This window comes from Kaistella sp. PBT33-4 (assembly GCF_029194425.1).
Taxonomy (GTDB): Bacteria; Bacteroidota; Bacteroidia; order Flavobacteriales; family Weeksellaceae; genus Marnyiella.
In genome coordinates this window covers 80,441-97,617 of sequence record NZ_JARFYL010000004.1, presented here as the reverse complement: position 1 = coordinate 97,617, position 17,177 = coordinate 80,441, and the positions used below count along the sequence as shown (strand labels likewise).

Sequence of the window (17,177 nt, the reverse complement as noted above, 5' to 3'; positions counted from 1 at the left end):
TATGCGCCCACATTAGCATTGTGATGCATATGTCCTTTACTAACATCAATAATATCCTCTAAAATCTTCCAGCTATTTTCAGCGAATAGCTGGTGGAAAAAACTGCAACGGCCTAATTAGAGATTTGGTAAAATTTCGCAAAAGAGGCAAAGCATATCAATCAATAGAAATGACATTCAATATCTATTTCTACACAGTTGGGCAGCTTAATTTCTGCTTAAAAGTTCTCGACATTGCCCTAAGGGATTTTTCCTAGGTGGTGTTTCTGACAATTTTGATAACAGAATAGAACAGAAAATACTCCATTATGAGATTGTCGTTGACTCATTAAACTTTCTATGCAGGAAAGAAATAATCGAAATATCCCCAGATCCATTTTTTTGTTAAAAAGATTAATATAGCCCAAAGTGGCTAATAAAGAGTAGTTTACAAGAGTGGAGAACTTTATCGGTAACGATTTAGTAATGGTGCTTATTGCACTCGCTTTCATCTGATTACCCTGTAAATCAATACTGCAAATATAAAAAAAATAATGGGTAAAGTGCATTGCTGCGTTACCCTTTTTTTGTTCCCTCCCATACAAAAATTATAAAAAAAATCCCCCCACTGTGGGGGAACCTGTGATATTTATTCGATTATATTTTCCAAATTTTGACTTATCATCAATAGATGCAATTCCGAAACAGATAGTGATAACTTTAAAAGACTAAGCTATGGAAATCCTGTTGAGTAAAATATTATCGCAAATCAGGCATCAGGAAGATAAGCTCGCTTCCGAATTAATGCCCACAGCGGAAGAGGCATACCAAATGACCTTATTCCTAAATGAAATGATGCAAAATGTAAAAGCCAAAGTATTAAAAGACGGATTTAAAAATGAGGAACAGGAAATTAACTTTTTCAAGAACATCAAACCACAAATCTTAGGGAAGCTCATTTACTATAACAAAGTTTTCCGCATAGAAACGACCTGCCCTGTCAATATAGGCGAAATACATCAGAGCTTTGTCGAGAATGAATTAAAATCTCTCAAATCAGAATATAAGGAGAGTATTTGTAACACCTATTTTTACAGGTATTACCGTGCAGGAAGAACTGACCGTGACCACAGCTATTTTATGCTCGGGAAAATTAACTACCACGATGGTTTGAATAGCGGGGTTTTTGAAATAGACCTTAGTTTTTCCACTTATTACGATAACAAAATAGCCCATATTATTGCCAATGAACTACTCTATACTTATTTACTGAACAAAATCAATCCCGAAGAAAACCCTGATCTGGTTCTATTAAATCTGAATGATGAAATCAGTAAGGACATTTCGTGGACAAATTCACAAAATGCACTTATTGAGCTGATATACGCCCTATATGCCTCCAGTTCTGTTTCAAACGGAAATATCGGTATCCGAAAACTGGCTTTGATTTTCCAAATCCTGTTCCGAACTCCTGTAAACGATATACACCACGCTTTCCACAGGATGAAAACCCGTGCAGGTTCAAGAACGGCATTTTTAGACCAGCTTAAAATTTCGTTGGAAGAATATATGGATAAAGACCTTTGACTATCAAAAGACATTTTTCAAAGCAGTACATTTCCGTGTACTGCTTTTTTTTGCCCATATCCGCCCATTGGCAAATGGAAGCAAAATGATGTAATAAGTAAAGCTAAAAACCTCAAAACCTTATTAGACAAGGGTTTCACTCAATTACAAAAATTTTCAAAAAACCGCCAAACCAATTGGCAAGCATTGGCAGACAAACTCTGCCACCCTTAGCAATTTTGCATTGTGAACATTAATAGCAATGCAATGAAAATAATCACTATCGAAGAAGAAGCGTGGCAACAGATCAACAGCCGTATCAATGCGATTGCCGATTATCTCAAAAGAATAAATGATACAAGCTATGATGACCTGTGGCTGAATAACCACGAGGTATGCCAATACCTGCACATCAGTGAAAAGACTTTGTGGCGTATGCGCACCAAAGGCGAAATAGCTTATTCAAAACTCTACGGGCAATACTTCTATACAATTGGAGCAATCAAGGATCTGCTCAATGCCAATGCCATACATAGCAGTGATGAATATGTACAGGAGCTTATGGCAAAAGGCAAAAGCTATATCGAGAAAGGAAGAAAGCTGAAATCAGGTAAATCTTAAAACGTGCGGTTATGAACATTGACAGAATGGAATTTTTGGCGTGGATGGAACGCCTAATGGAACGCCTCGATATGCTGGGCGACAATATAGACAGCTTACAAAAGAAGCGTAACAGCATTGACGGAGAGGAATTGCTCGATAATCAGGATTTACTGCAAATGCTGAAAATCAGCAACCGTTCCCTGCAACGTTATCGCTCCATCGGCAAGCTGCCCTATTACACGATAAGTGGGAACTGTATTACAAACTATCAGACGTGCATCAGTTCATCAGGGAAAGTTTTAATCCGCCCCTGCCCAAACTGAACGCCAATGGATGACAAACACTGCCTTTGACTGCCACATCGGGCAAGGGAGCGAACGCTTCCTATACATTCGGCATTTGAACTTTAAAATATTCAGATTATGAGCGAAGAAACAGAAAACAAACAGCAAGCTCCCGAACAGCTATCGGATATATTGCTGGTACTGGATAAGCAAAAGAATAAAATACAGGCGGTTACTGGCATTGATGAAAACGGCAAATTAAAGACTGCCGACCCCACAAAGGAAAATGAAAGCCAGTTTATGCGGGTGGACAAACACGGCGATTTGTTCTCCAATTTCTTCTCCAATTTTTGGAGGCAGTTAAAAAACCCTACCAATTTTTCATTTTTCAAAGTATCTGCTGATGCAGCCATAGACAAGGCAAAAGAAATCCAAAAGCAGGTAGATAATCCCACACCTGAAGACGAAAAGGAAATGAAAAAGAACGAGGTAAAAGCCGAACCCAAAAATGAACAAAGTGAACAGAATGAACAGAAACAAGAAAATAAAAATGATATGGCAACAACACAGACAACACCGGAAACAAGTGAATACCGCTTCAAGCCGGAACAGATTGATTGGGAAACAATGAACAATCTGGGAATAGGCAAAGAACGCCTTGAAAAACTGAACCTTTTAGACCCGTTGCTAAGGGGTTACAAAACCAATGACCTTGTACCTGTAAGCGTAAATCTCGGCGGCGCTATTGTACGCACAGATGCCCGTTTGTCATTACAGACCGCACCGGACGGAACGGTAGTGGCAGCTATACACGGTATCAGAAAAGAGCCGAACCTGAACTTTGAGTTTTTCGGACACAAATTTACCGATGAGGACAAGAAAAACCTGCTCGAAACAGGCAATATGGGGCGTGTGGTAAATTTGGTAAATTCCAAAACAGGCGAACTGATGCCGTCCATTATCAGCATTGACAGGCTGACCAATGATGTAATTGCACTGCGCACGGAGTTTATAAAAATTCCCGATGAAATTAAGGGCGTAAAACTGAATGAGGAACAAAAGCAAACCTTAATGGATGGCAAGCCGCTTTATTTAGAAGGGATGATTTCTAAAAAAGGCGATGAGTTTAGTGCGAATGTTCAGTTCAATGCGGACAAAAGATATGTTGAATTTCTGTTTGACAGAAGCAACAACAATCAGCAAGCCCAAAGCACCCAACAGAACAATCAGCAAAGCAATGAGCAAACCCAACCGCAGGAAGCTCCTAAAACCTTTAGAGGTAAAGAACTGGATGATGAGCAGTACAACAAGTTCAAAGCCGGGCAAACTATCTATGTTGAACTGATAGATAAAAAAGACCAGCCATACAAGGGTTATATCACTTTTGACAAAGATACCGGGAAGACCAATTTTGAGTTTCCCGGTCAGTATAAAGCACGGGTAGAAACTGCCGAAAGCCACAAAACGCAGACTGCGGTTAATTCGGAGGGCAAAACTAATGAAGCGACTAAGAATGTCAAAGAGCCTTTGAAATCGGAACAGCAAAGACCGAAAAATGAAAAACAGCAGGAACAGCAGAACAAACCCAAAGCTCCTGCAAAATCCAAAGGTAGAAAAGTGTAAATCAATATGAAAACAATTATTGCAGAAAAACCAAGCGTAGCAAGGGAAATAGCCGGACTTGTGGGAGCATCCGATAAAAAGGACGGCTACCTTACAGGTAACGGCTATTTTGTTACGTGGGCATTCGGACATCTGATAGGATTGGGAATGCCCGAAGATTACGGGATTTCGGGGTTTGGCAAAGCATCTTTGCCGATACTCCCAACCCCCTTTATGCTGACCGTCCGGAAAGTGAAAAAGGACAAAGGCTATCAAGCTGATGCAGGAGCATTGAAGCAGTTAAAAGTCATTGAAAAGCTGTTTAACCAAAGTGAAAGCCTTATCGTAGCCACCGATGCAGGTCGTGAGGGCGAGTTGATATTTCGGTACATTTATGAGTACCTGAAATGCCGTAAGTCTTTTGAACGTCTTTGGATAAGCTCGCTGACCGAAAAAGCCATTAAACAGGGCTTTGACAACCTAAAAGACGGAAAGGAATTTGACGGATTGTATCAGGCGGCACAAGGCAGAAGCCGTGCCGATTGGCTCGTAGGCATCAATGCTACGCAGGCGTTAAGCATAGCCGCAGGCAACGGCATTTATTCGCTCGGTCGGGTGCAAACGCCTACATTGGCTTTGATCTGTAAACGCTACCTCGAAAACAAAAATTTCTCCATACAGAAATACTGGCAGATACAGCTCTTGCATACCAAAGAGCAGATTAATTTTAAAAGTATTTCTACCACCAGATGGCAGGATAAAAAGCTGGCGGATGATACATTAAAATCTATCGAAAGGAATGGCGATACGGCAAGAGTTATTTCCGTAGAAAGCAAGAACGTAACAGAGCAACCGCCCCTGCTTTTTGACCTTACAGGCTTGCAAAAGGAAGCCAACAAAAAGCTGAACCTGTCTGCCGAAAAAACGTTGAATATCGCCCAAAGCCTCTACGAAAAGAAATTTATTACCTACCCACGTACCGGGAGCAAGTACATTCCTGAAGATATGTGGGCAGAAATTCCCAATCTTGTTAGAGCGTTACAAAACAGGGAAAACTGCAAAACTGCTTTATCCAAAATTAAATGGGGGCGTTTCAATAAACGTATCGTGAATGATTTGCGTGTTACCGACCACCACGGATTATTGATTACAGACAAAATTCCGTCCGTTTTGAGCGCAGACGAAAATGCGGTGTATGATATGATTGCCTTTCGCTTGCTCGAAGCCATTTCGCAAGCCTGCATCAAAGAAATAACCGATGTTTCCTTACAGGCATTGCACTACGATTTTACGGCAAAGGGCTGTAAAATTTTGGAAGCTGGCTGGCGTATGATTAAAGGTAACTTTTCGGAAGATGATGCAGAACCCATACAGGATTTGCCCCAACTGAAAAAAGGCGATGAACTCAAAATAAAAGAAGCTGCCATTCTCGAAAAGAAAACCAAACCGCCTGTGCTTTATACCGAAGCAGGGCTTTTGTCGGCAATGGAAACCGCAGGAAAAGAAATCGAAAACGAGGAAGAACGAAAAGCCCTGCAAAACGTCGGTATTGGTACACCTGCCACAAGAGCAGCGATTATCGAAACCCTATTTACCCGCAATTATATCCAACGAGAAAAGAAATCCCTAATCCCAACTGAAAAAGGATTGCAGGTCTATGAGCTGGTTAAAGACCGAAAAATTGCAGACGTGGCAATGACCGCAGAATGGGAACTCGCTTTGCAGAAAATTGAAAACAATGAAGCAGATGCCGAAAGTTTTCAAAAGGAAATGGAAGTGTATGCAAAAACAATTACTGACGAATTGCTGCAAACTTCCATTGCACAAAACAACCTGCCTAAATTGGTCTGCCCTAAATGTAAGAGCCAGCAACTTATTATCCGTGATAAGATTGTCAAATGTCCCGATGAAAAATGTAATTGGGTACAGTTCCGCAATGTGTGCGAAGTACAGATCAGTGTTGCCGATATTGAAAACCTTGTAAACAAAGGGAAAACCAACCTCATCAAAGGAATGAAAAGCAAAGCAGGTAAGAAATTCGATGCACACATTGTGCTGAATGAGGATTTTAAAACCTCTTTTGAGTTTGCCAAAAATAAAAGCTACAAAAAGTAATGGAAAATAAGCCCACTATCATACCTAAAGAAATCAGGAACCTGATTTATACCATTCGTGGTAAACAGGTAATGCTGGACAGCGACCTTGCTACATTGTACCAAGTGGAAACTAAAATACTGAACAAAGCGGTAAAACGGAATTTAGACAGGTTTCCTGAAAAATTCTGTTTCCAACTGACCGATGAGGAAAGCGATTTTTTGAGGTTCCAAATTGGAACCTCAAACGTGAGGCGAGGCGGAAGACGTTACCTGCCCTACGTTTTTTGCGAACAGGGAATAGCGATGCTGTCTGCGGTGCTTCGCTCGGATGTTGCCATAAAAGTAAGTATTGAGATAATGGATGCTTTCGTAGAAATGCGGCGTATGCTTATCAGCAACGCTTCATTATTTCATCGTTTGGACAACATCGAATTGAAGCAATTACAAGCCGACCAAAAAATTGAGCAAATCTTTAAGGCATTGGAAAGCGACAAACTCCACAGCGAAAAAGGGATCTTTTTCAACGGTCAGGTTTTCGATGCCTATGCCTTTGTTTCGGATATTGTACGAAGTGCCAAAAGTTCTATTATCCTGCTGGATAACTACGTGGACGATACGGTGCTAACGTTATTGGGGAAACGCAAGGACAATGTAACCGCTATAATCTATACCAAAACTATCAGCAATCAGCTACGGTTGGATTTGCAACGGTACAACAGCCAGTATGCCCCGATTGAGGTTAAGTCTTTTTCTGATGCCCACGACCGCTTTTTGATTATTGACGATACAGAACTGTACCATATCGGGGCATCGCTCAAAGATTTGGGCAAAAAGTGGTTTGCCTTTTCACGGATGGATATTGAAGTCGGCACGATGCTCCAAATTCTTAACCACACATAAAATGAACCTTTGAATTTTCAGAGGTTTTTTGTTGCCCGTTGCGACAAATCCCGCCACACAAAGCCAAACCCTGCCACTTCTTCAAAGGCATATATGTACCGCTATAATTTTAGGCTTTAAGCAAAATTCTAAACAAAATTATAGTATGGATACACAGCAAAAAGACCTATCGTATTTCAGATTACGACTGCAAGAACACCTTAATTCCGGCTTTCCCGAAAAAGCAGGCGACCAAAAATTTATAGACCAGCGTTCTTCGTGGGCTGCCAATGCTTACGAGGGTGCTTTCAGTTCGGGAAACGCTATTGAGCAGTGCAACGAGATAGCCAATTACATTCTGTTTGAGGGCTTGCATTTCTCCCGTTTCGATACCATTTTCCAAGTGGTCTGCAATGAGTTTGATACCCTGATGGCAGATGAGGAACTGCGACCATTTGCCCTGAAAATGTTCCGTGTGTGCGAACCTGTTTTTGCCCAATATGAACTAACCGATGATTTCGCTTATACCACAGAGTTTGACCTGCTCTATACCGAAATAACCGGAGCAATCGCAATATGGATAGCCGAAAATGGGCTTCAGTAAACGCCAACATCTCCAAGAGAATATTGATGCCCTGCGAATTGCTTTTAAACTGGAAAAGGAGAACCGACAAGCCACCGTAGGCGAAAGACTGCTAATGATGCGATACAGCGGATTTGGCGGTCTTAAATTCGTTCTGAACCCCGTAGAGAATGAAATAGACATTAACAATTGGAGAAAGACAGAACACGACCTTTTCCCGATTACACAGGAACTGCATCAGGTCTTAAAAGAGAATGCCACAGACGAAAAGCAATACAAACGTTATGTGGACAGTATGCGCAGTTCTGTACTCACGGCATTCTTTACACCACCGCAGGTTATAGATGCCGTTTCTTCCGCATTGCGTGATAGCGGTTTGAAGATTGATAAATTCCTCGAACCGTCCGCAGGTATCGGCTCGTTTATACAATCCTTTTCTGAAAACCAACAAGTAAAAGTTACAGCTTATGAAAAGGATCTGCTGACAGGTAAAATCTTAAAGCAACTTTATCCCGAAAGCAATATCCGAATAAGCGGTTTCGAGGAAATTCCCGAAAGGGAACAAAACAGCTACGATGTCGTTGCCAGTAACATCCCCTTTGGCGATACTTCGGTTTTCGACCTTTCTTATTCCCGAAGCCGCAACCCTGCAAAAGAGCAAGCTGCCCGAAGCATCCATAATTATTTCTTTTTGAAAGGTAATGATATGCTCCGTGAGGGCGGTTTACAGGTTTTCATTACCTCACAGGGAATTTTAAACAGCCCAAAGAATGAGCCGATACGCAGGTCTTTAATGCAGGATAACAATCTGGTTTCAGCCATCCGCTTACCTAATAACCTATTCACAGATTATGCAGGCACAGAGGTTGGCAGTGATTTGATTATATTACAAAAAGACACACAAAAACAAAAAAATTCCTGGAGAGAAAATAAGTTCTGTGATACATATATAACAGCGGAAAACTTCTCAACTAATGTATTGTTGGGCAATCTCGACAGAGTGGTTCATACCGACAAAAAAACAGAAACCGACCCTTACGGGAAACCCTCATTCATTTACACGCATAAAAACGGCATTGCCGGAATTGCCAAAGATTTGAAGCAAATGCTTTCTGCTGATTTTAGCAAGCATCTGAATGTTTCTTTATACAAAGGCGAACGGAACGATGAGCCTGTTATCAAAATTCCGGTTACACCACCTTTTCCGCCTCCGGTTATTGAACCTGTTATCATCCAACAAAAGCCGCAACCCGCCGCAACTCCGGTAATTCATCAGGAAAGCACACAGGAATTAAAACAGTTAAGCATTTTCGACTTGTTTGAAAATGCAGACGAACCCGTAGCCGTTCTTGCTCCGCTAAAGAAAGCAACACCAACGCAAAGGCAGACCACCCGAAAAAAACGGATGCCTATTGGTCGCCAGCCCGACCTGTTCACTTCTGCAATGCAACAACCTTATGTGCCTCCTGTTTCTAACAATTCTGCCAACGGTAATACATCATCCAACGGCAAAAAACAGGAAATAATTGGCGATTTATTTTCGCAACCCAACGAGAATGGCCAAGCTGATAAGCCAGCCATTCCTAACACCGTTGTTAATGCCATTCCCGAACCTTCGCCGTTTAGTGGCGAACTGCAATCGTTCCACCGAAACGATTGTCTTGTGGTGGATAATGGTTGGGTGGGCTATCTCAAAGATTTTTACCAGGATGACGACGGCAAGAAGCAGGCAACGTTCCACCCATTGCAATTACCCACTTTACAAAAAGCAAGAGCCGAAGCGTATATCGGGGTACGTGATATATACCAGCAGCTTTACATCAAAGAAGCGGAGCAACAAACCGAACATCAGGAAGAAAGGGAAGCTCTTAATCGCCTGTACGATGCCTTTGTCAAAAGATACGGCAACCTCAACAGTGCCGATAATATCAAGCTGATTAAAACGGACAGCGCAGGTAAGGAAATTCCCTATTTGGAACGTGTGGTTGGCGGCGTGATACACAAGGCGGATATATTCAGCCGTCCCGTAAGTTTTTCTACCGCAACCATAGCGACGGACAACCCCGAAGAAGCGTTATCGGCTTCGCTGAACAAATACGGAAGCGTGGATTTGGGCTATATGTCCGAAATAAGTAGTATGCCTACCGATGCTTTGAAAGAAGTCTTACACGGTCGCATTTACTATAATCCACTGCAAAAGGAATATGAAATAGCGGAACGCTGGGTTGCCGGCAACGTGGTTGAAAAAGCGGTGGAAGTAAGAAGCTACCTCGAAAACAATCCTGATGATGCCGAAGCCAAAGAAAGCCTTAGCGTTTTGGAAGAAGCCCGACCGACAAGGATTGAATTTGAAGAACTCGATTTCAATTTAGGCGAACGCTGGATACCCACGGGCATTTATGCACGGTTTGCATCGCACCTTTTCGATGCAGAAGTACGTGTACATTATTCGGATAGTGCCGATGACTTTTCCGTAACCTGTAAACAGAAGAACGTACATATTTGGGATAAATATGCGGTAAAAGCCCAAAGCCGGACGTATGACGGGATTGCCCTGCTCAAACACGCCCTTGTCAATACCACACCCGACATTTCAAAAACAGTAGAGATAGATGGAAAAGATGTCAAGGTGCGGGATATGGAAGCCACACAAATGGCGAACACCAAGATTGACGAAATCCGAACCGCCTTTACCGACTGGCTTCACGCCCAGAACGATGAATTCAAAACAAGGCTTACAGACCAGTACAACGATACCTTTAACTGTTTTGTCCGCCCGAATTATGATGGCACACATCAGGAGTTTCCGGGATTAGATCGCAAGGGATTAAAGATTGACGACCTGTATTCGAGCCAAAAGGATGCGGTCTGGATGATAAAGCTGAATAACGGTGCTATCTGCGACCACGAAGTGGGTGCGGGAAAGACGTTGATTATGTGTACAGGCGCACAGGAAATGAAGCGGTTGGGCTTAGCCCACAAGCCGATGATTATCGGGCTGAAAGCGAATGTACCCGAAATAGCCGAAGCCTACCGCACCGCTTATCCCCACGCTAAAATCCTCTATCCGGGCATAGATGATTTTACACCCGAAAAACGCAGGCGGATTTTCGGCGATATTAAAAACAACGAGTGGGATTGCGTGATATTGACCCACGACCAATTCGGAATGATACCCCAATCGCCCGAAATACAAAAGGAAATTCTGCAAGTAGAATTGGACAGCGTAGAGGAAAACCTCGATGTATTACGAAGCCAGGGCGATGATGTAACCAAATGGATGCTTACAGGAGCTGAAAAACAGAAAGAAAACCTCGAAGTAAAGCTCAAAACCCTGCAACACGATATAGAAAACCGCAAAGATGATATAGTGGATTTCAAGATGATGGGCATAGACCATTTGTTTGTGGACGAAAGCCACCAGTTCAAAAACCTGATGTTCAACACAAGGCATTCGAGGGTTGCGGGATTGGGCAATCAGCAGGGAAGCCAAAAGGCAATGAACCTTTTGTTTGCCGTCCGTACCATACAGGAGCGTATTGATGCGGATATGGGCGCAACCTTTCTTTCGGGTACAACTATCAGCAATTCGCTTACCGAATTATACCTGCTCTTTAAATACCTGCGACCACGGGCGTTGGCAAAACAGGGCATCAATTCATTTGATGCGTGGGCGGCAATCTATGCGAAGAAAACAACCGATTATGAGTTTTCGGTGGCTAACAATATTGTGGCAAAAGAGCGTTTCCGCTACTTTATCAAAGTGCCTGAGCTGGCGCAATTCTATTCCGAAATCACGGATTACCGTACTGCGGAAATGATTGGTATCGACCGTCCCGAAAAGAATGAGATATTCTATAACATACCGCCTACGCCTGACCAGGAAGTTTTTATCCAAAAACTGATGGAGTTTGCCAAAACTGGCAAGGGCGAATTGTTAGGCAGAGAACCGCTATCTAAAAAGGAAGAAAAAGCCAAGATGCTCATCGCTACGGACTATGCCCGTAAGATGTCGCTCGATATGCGAATGGTAAGCCCCCATTACAAAGACCATCCTGACAATAAGGCTTCACATTGCGCAGCAAACATCGCCAAGTATTACAACAAGTTTAATGCACAGAAAGATACACAGTTCGTTTTCTCGGATTTGGGGACGTACAAACCAAACGAATGGAATGTGTATTCTGAAATTAAACGCAAGCTCGTTGAAGACCACGGCATACCTGCGCACGAAATCCGCTTTATACAGGAAGCCAAAAACGATAAGCAGCGCAAGGCACTTATCAATGGAATGAACGACGGTACAATCCGTGTGCTGTTCGGCTCTACAAGTATGCTCGGTACAGGCGTAAACGCACAGAAAAGAGCCATTGCTGTACATCATTTAGATACGCCGTGGCGACCGTCTGACCTTGCCCAAAGGGACGGTCGGGCTATCCGAAAAGGCAACGAAATCGCTAAACATTTTAATAATAACAAAGTGGACGTAATTATCTATGCAGTAGAAAAATCGTTGGACAGCTATAAGTTCAACCTGCTGTACAACAAACAGCTATTCATAAACCAATTAAAGTCCAACAATCTCGGCAAACGGACGATTGACGAGGGCAGTATGGACGAAAAATCGGGTATGAACTTCTCCGAATATGTGGCTATCCTTATGGGAAATACTGACCTTTTGGATAAAGCCAAAATTGAAAAACAGATTGCCGGGCTGGAAAGCGAAAGGCAATCGTTCAACCGTTCTAAGTATAGTGCCAAATACAAGTTGGACGACTATACGGCAGATATGGAGAAAGCCCAATCCCGCTTTGACCGGATGAGCCTCGATTGGAATAACCTGCAAGGGCGTATCCAAAAACTGCCTGACGGAACTGTTGCAAACCTTATCAAGCTGGACGGCTTACCGCCCGATGCGGATATAAAACAGATCGGTGCAAAGCTCAACCAGCTTGCGGACAAATCCCGTACAGGTGGAGATTATGAGGAAATTGGCAGCCTTTACGGTTTTCAGCTTTTGGTAAAAACGGAAATGTCGCAAAAAGACGGTGTGGATATTCGGGTAAACCGTTTTCTGATACAGGGCGAGGGCAATATCAAATACACGTATAACAACGGTATTATCGCTAAAGATGAAAAGCTGGCATCTGCTAATTTTCTTAATGCTTTGGAAAAGCTACCCGCCTACATTGAACAGGAGCAAAAGAAAATAGCCGAAATACAAAAGGATGTACCTGTTCTTCAGGAAGTGCTGAACGGTACGTGGAGCAAAGAGAACCGATTGAGCGAACTCAAAACAGAGCTGGCTTCTGTTGAACGTAAAATACACTTATCTATAAAACCCGAAACACAAGAAGAACCTGCGGAACAAGCCGAAAAAAAGCAAGAAAATCACGAGGCTTCGGAAAGCATTGTACGCACAAAAGGTGTTCACTTTCCGAGGGGTGTGCTATAATTGTAATGAGAACGAACAAAAAGAAAACGGGGATCTGCAGATCCCCGTTTTCTTTTTGTTCGAATTTATAATCTTATTCTTCTTCCTGCTCATCCATCCGTTTTATAAGCGCATCACGCAGGCTGTCAAGAAATTTGGTGCGGTTTATCTTTCGGGCTTTCAGTTCCATAAATGTATGGTAGAAGTCGCCTAAATCAATATTAAAGGTGGTTTCAAAGGTTTTGGCGATTATTTTAATATCGGCATTTCCGTTGTCAAATATCCCTTGTGCATACAGCGCATAAATGAGTTCGGTTAATGCTGTTTTGCTTCCCGTCCAGTTCAACGGCGATTTTTCAGAAGCCTTTTTCTTATTGCTGCAATTAAGCTGGTCTTCGAGATGGACCTGTATCAAATCATTGGCAATTATTTTAGCCACTTTATAATCGTGGGAAGTGGTAAAATTATGGTCTGTTTCAAAGTAGTAGGTATCTAAGCTCAATTTTATATCGTACTTGCCCCTGATAAAATATTTTTCATCAAGATAGGTATTGTTTGTTCTGTAATACTTGTAAAAGTCGAGGTTGTTATCAAAATACCTTTTCAGCTTTGCAAGTTCATTACCGATATATTTCTTTATGGCTTTGCCATTGCCATAAGGCTTTTTAGTTTCTATTTTATAGATGGCATTGTGATAAATGAGCTTGGAAAGAAAAACTGGTTTTATATGTTTGAAGAAATAGATCTCTTCGTCAACATTTTTAAAACCATTTTCCATTACATAAGATTTTAGTTCAGCCATACAACCTAATAGGAGTTCTATTAATTGATGAGCTAAGCCAATCGGGTTCTCCGCTTCGGCTGTCAATTCTTCAATCTTATGTTCTAAGTTTTGTACGTAATTTTCATATTGTTTATCCATAGCTTGCAGCTTAATGTTAAAATAATTACGAGTAAAACCCGTATTCCCGCAGGATCATTCTCCCGAAAAATTGGCATCCGAGCCAACGCTACTTTCGTTCAAGTAAGTAATTAGGGCTTGTACGGTAGTTACTTCTAAATCTATTCTGTTACTGCCGTATTTATCCGAAACACCTTGTTGGGTGATGTAGGCAACCTTATAGATGCTTTGCTTATTAAGATGTACGCCCTCGAATAAGATTTCTTCTATTCGGTAACCACAGGGGTTTTCGATATGGAATTTAATTTGTAAGCCTATATGCCTTTTGCAATATCCGCCCATTTGCTGCATTGGATTAGTTGCAAATGTTCGTTCAAAGTTCTCTTCCAGCATATCAATTATTTCTTGCCCCGTCATATCTACGGTGGTAATTACAGGGTTCATCGGAACCATATTGTACAAATCCCACACGGTGATATCCCCCTTGTCAATAGGCGCACCATATCGCCAGCCGTTTGAGAATGCAATAGCTACACCTGCCGCTTTATGGACAGCTTCTAATAATAAATCATCCATTGACGATGAAAACGTAGAATATCGGTGCAGAATGTTGTCTGTCTTTGCGACTACCTGCTTTTGCAGGCTTCTGTATGAAACCATAATATCGTTTACCATCTGCTCCACAGATCTGTCGCTGGCAACTTGCTCATTGACTTCTATAAGCTCATATTCGTGGTGTGTGATTTTATTGTCTGAAACAGATAGCTTCAAATGTCCCACAAAAGAGCCGTGGCAACCGCATTGAATTACAATAGTATCATTCACTTTTACAGGTTCATACAGCCTGTTATGGGTATGCGCACTAAGGCAAATATCAATCCCAACGGTGTGTTTCAGCAACTCAATATCCTGCGGAAAGCCGTTGTGTGAAAGAAGTATAATAAGGTCAGCACCCTGATTTTTCACTTCGTCCACGTAGCCGTTTATTTCCTGCATTGCATCGGTTACATATATTCCTTTGCTGAATTTATCGGGCATTGTTTTATCTATAATGTTGGCGCAAATACCTATCACGGCTACTTTGATATTGCCAGTTTCGATAAATGAATAGGGCTTTAGGAATAGTGTGCCGTCCTCGTTAAAAACATTAATCGCCAGTACAGGGTAATTGAGCTGTTCTGCCAGCGAGAGCAGATGATCGGGTGTGTAAGCGAAATCCCAATGTCCAACCATCCCACTAAGACCGAGCTGGTTTAGAATAGGTACAATTGCTTCGCCTTTTGAAGATACTACTGGCAGGGTTCCGTGAAAGGTGTCGCCACCATCGAAAAATAAAGCGTGTTCATTTTCGCTTTTTATCTTCTCAAAAATGGTTGCAATCCTTGCATATCCGCCCGCTGTTTTTATATATTCTCCGTCTTTGTTGTAAAACAGTTCGGGATGTGGTTCGAGATAGCCGTGTACATCGTTTATAAATCCTATTGATAATTCCATAATATTGAATTTTGGGTTTGAAACATTTTTTGATTAAGGATGAACAATTGCCCAACCCTCATATTGCCTTAATATAATTTCTCCGTTACCGCTCGGAACATAATTCACGAAATCAAACAGTTCTTTTTTTTCAATTTTTCGTTCCTCCATCGTTTTTGAACATTGAGCGAATACTACGCCCTTGTCTTTTAGCGCAATCAATAATTCCTGATAGCTGTTCGCTTTTTTATACATTTCCACCCCGTCAGAAAATGCAATGACTTCTATGTGTAGCTTGCCTTTCAGTCGTGGGTCAGTCAATACATTATTTATATTGCGAAGTATGCCCCTTACTTTTTTATCTTCTGCTTCGTTCAAGATGTATAGAGCGTTGTAATGTTTTTTATATGCTTTTGCAGGCTCAAAAACTGCATCGGTTTTTTGCTGTGCAAAAATGCTGACAGATGTAAAACACAATACCACTATAAACAAGGCTTGTAATCTTTTCATTTTAAAAACTCCTTTTGTTTCGTTATTCATTTATTAACTCTTCTATCTGCTTTACGAACTTGTCTGAGGCGTAATTGGCAAATCCTGCGTGGTGCAATCTGACTTTTCCTTTTTTATCCAATACAACGGTAGTAGGCAATGAACCAGAGTAAATTTCTGCCGGAACATTACCATTGGATTGATACATCGGGACTGAAAATTTCTCTTTTTCCAAATACGCCTTTCCTGCTGCGGGGTCATTGTCTTCGTTGATGGTCAGAAAGACCATATCAGGGTTGTTTTTGAATTGGGTATAAAGTGTTTCGATTGAGGGAAATTCAGCCCTGCAAGGCGGACACCACGATGCCCAAAAATTGATAAACACAACTTTACCTCTTAATGATGCGGTATTTTGTACATTGCCTTTTTCATCCGTAAAGTCAAAATCCGTGTTCGCCTGGCTCGCCGTAGCCGCATCCTTTTTATCCATACTTGCATTAAAAAGCCCTGTTGCCATTAGCTGCCGCAGCACGAATGATTTTGCATCGGGGCTGACAAACATTATTCCTACAAAAATGACCATTACAATGGTAAAGGCATTTTTCTTGATGTACTGCAATTTACTGGCAGGCGGTTTTTTTTTGGAAACCTCTTTATTGTTCAGCATAATCCTATTTTTATCTGTTAGTTACTTTCTACCAATTCATTCAGGGCTTTGATAATTTCGGGGCTTGTATAATCCCTGCCGCCCTCCATACGGGCTATCATATCTCCGCTTTTATCGAGTATAACCGTAGTCGGGATAGCACTGCCTAAATAGTCTTGGGGTATATCTCCTGCCGGAACATAAACAGGCAAATCATATCCTTTATCTTTCATAAAGGCAGTGGACTTCTCTATCTTGTTATCCACGTCCACCATTAAAAACGCGATATCATCATTATCTTTAAAAGACTGTTTGAGTTTGTTTATAGAGGGCATTTCGTGGATGCAGGGCGGACACCACGTAGCCCAAAAGTTGATGAATACCACGTTGCCTTTTAAGGAACTTAACAATACCGTTTTACCGCTTTTGTCCTTAAAAGAAATATCCGAAGCTGCCGGAGCAGGGGCTTCCGTTGTTGCAACTTCTTCCGTCGGGGTATTTCCGCTTTCTACCTTGTTCTCTTTGTTCTTATCCGTATTTCCACAAGCTGCCAGCGAGATAGCTGTAATAATGAAAATCCCGGAACGAACTGCCAAATTTCTAAACTGCGTTTTCATATTCTGTGATTTTTTACTGTTTCTAA

General features: G+C 41.8%; 12 protein-coding genes and 2 pseudogenes. 9 read left to right on the top strand and 5 right to left on the bottom strand.

The window, feature by feature from the left end; all coding sequences use genetic code 11:
* Positions 1–114: 114 nt before the first annotated feature.
* The 9 genes and pseudogenes from P0M11_RS09240 to P0M11_RS09200 all read left to right on the top strand — a co-directional run.
* Positions 115–327 (top strand): annotated as a pseudogene (locus P0M11_RS09240) (conjugal transfer protein TraG); the annotation flags it as partial.
* Between the two features lie 386 nt (positions 328–713).
* Positions 714–1,565 (top strand): RteC domain-containing protein, encoded by an 852-nt coding sequence (locus P0M11_RS09235; RefSeq protein WP_275625411.1) that lies wholly within the window; start codon positions 714–716, stop codon positions 1,563–1,565.
* Positions 1,566–1,811: 246 nt separating this feature from the next.
* The gene (locus P0M11_RS09230; protein WP_275625410.1) at positions 1,812–2,165 is read left to right on the top strand and encodes a helix-turn-helix domain-containing protein; all 354 of its coding nucleotides are present in this window, start codon (positions 1,812–1,814) and stop codon (positions 2,163–2,165) included.
* A gap of 11 nt (positions 2,166–2,176) precedes the next feature.
* Positions 2,177–2,484 (top strand): annotated as a pseudogene (locus P0M11_RS09225) (helix-turn-helix domain-containing protein).
* Positions 2,485–2,569: 85 nt separating this feature from the next.
* Entirely contained in the window at positions 2,570–4,054 is a 1,485-nt protein-coding gene (locus P0M11_RS09220; protein ID WP_275625409.1) for a DUF3945 domain-containing protein, read from the top strand.
* Positions 4,055–4,060: 6 nt separating this feature from the next.
* Entirely contained in the window at positions 4,061–6,148 is a 2,088-nt protein-coding gene (locus P0M11_RS09215) for a type IA DNA topoisomerase (protein WP_275625408.1), read from the top strand.
* Complete coding sequence (locus tag P0M11_RS09210; RefSeq protein WP_275625407.1) at positions 6,148–7,029, top strand: ORF6N domain-containing protein; 882 nt, start codon at positions 6,148–6,150, stop codon at positions 7,027–7,029. Before P0M11_RS09215 ends, P0M11_RS09210 begins: the two co-directional genes overlap by 1 nt.
* A gap of 145 nt (positions 7,030–7,174) precedes the next feature.
* Positions 7,175–7,612 (top strand): DUF1896 domain-containing protein, encoded by a 438-nt coding sequence (locus P0M11_RS09205; RefSeq protein ID WP_275625406.1) that lies wholly within the window; start codon positions 7,175–7,177, stop codon positions 7,610–7,612.
* Positions 7,599–13,046 carry an N-6 DNA methylase gene (locus P0M11_RS09200; RefSeq protein ID WP_275625405.1) on the top strand — a complete coding sequence of 1,816 codons (5,448 nt, stop codon included), beginning with the start codon at positions 7,599–7,601 and terminating at the stop codon, positions 13,044–13,046. The genes P0M11_RS09205 and P0M11_RS09200 overlap by 14 nt, the downstream gene beginning before the upstream one ends.
* A 73-nt stretch (positions 13,047–13,119) precedes the next feature.
* Here P0M11_RS09200 and P0M11_RS09195 read toward each other — a convergent pair whose 3' ends face one another.
* Genes P0M11_RS09195 through P0M11_RS09175 form a run of 5 tightly spaced genes read right to left on the bottom strand, consistent with a single transcriptional unit; the run spans position 13,120 to position 17,151 of the window.
* On the bottom strand, positions 13,120–13,947 hold the full coding sequence (locus tag P0M11_RS09195) for an RteC domain-containing protein (protein ID WP_275625404.1): 828 nt from the start codon (positions 13,945–13,947) through the stop codon (positions 13,120–13,122).
* Positions 13,948–14,001: 54 nt separating this feature from the next.
* Positions 14,002–15,420, bottom strand: a complete 1,419-nt coding sequence (locus tag P0M11_RS09190) for a 5'-nucleotidase C-terminal domain-containing protein (RefSeq protein ID WP_141814660.1) — start codon at positions 15,418–15,420, stop codon at positions 14,002–14,004.
* Between the two features lie 33 nt (positions 15,421–15,453).
* Positions 15,454–15,939 (bottom strand): DsrE family protein, encoded by a 486-nt coding sequence (locus P0M11_RS09185; protein WP_235904542.1) that lies wholly within the window; start codon positions 15,937–15,939, stop codon positions 15,454–15,456.
* Positions 15,932–16,555 carry a TlpA disulfide reductase family protein gene (locus tag P0M11_RS09180; RefSeq protein WP_275625403.1) on the bottom strand — a complete coding sequence of 208 codons (624 nt, stop codon included), beginning with the start codon at positions 16,553–16,555 and terminating at the stop codon, positions 15,932–15,934. Before P0M11_RS09180 ends, P0M11_RS09185 begins: the two co-directional genes overlap by 8 nt.
* 17 nt (positions 16,556–16,572) lie before the next feature.
* Entirely contained in the window at positions 16,573–17,151 is a 579-nt protein-coding gene (locus tag P0M11_RS09175) for a TlpA disulfide reductase family protein (protein ID WP_141814662.1), read from the bottom strand.
* Positions 17,152–17,177 lie beyond the last annotated feature (26 nt).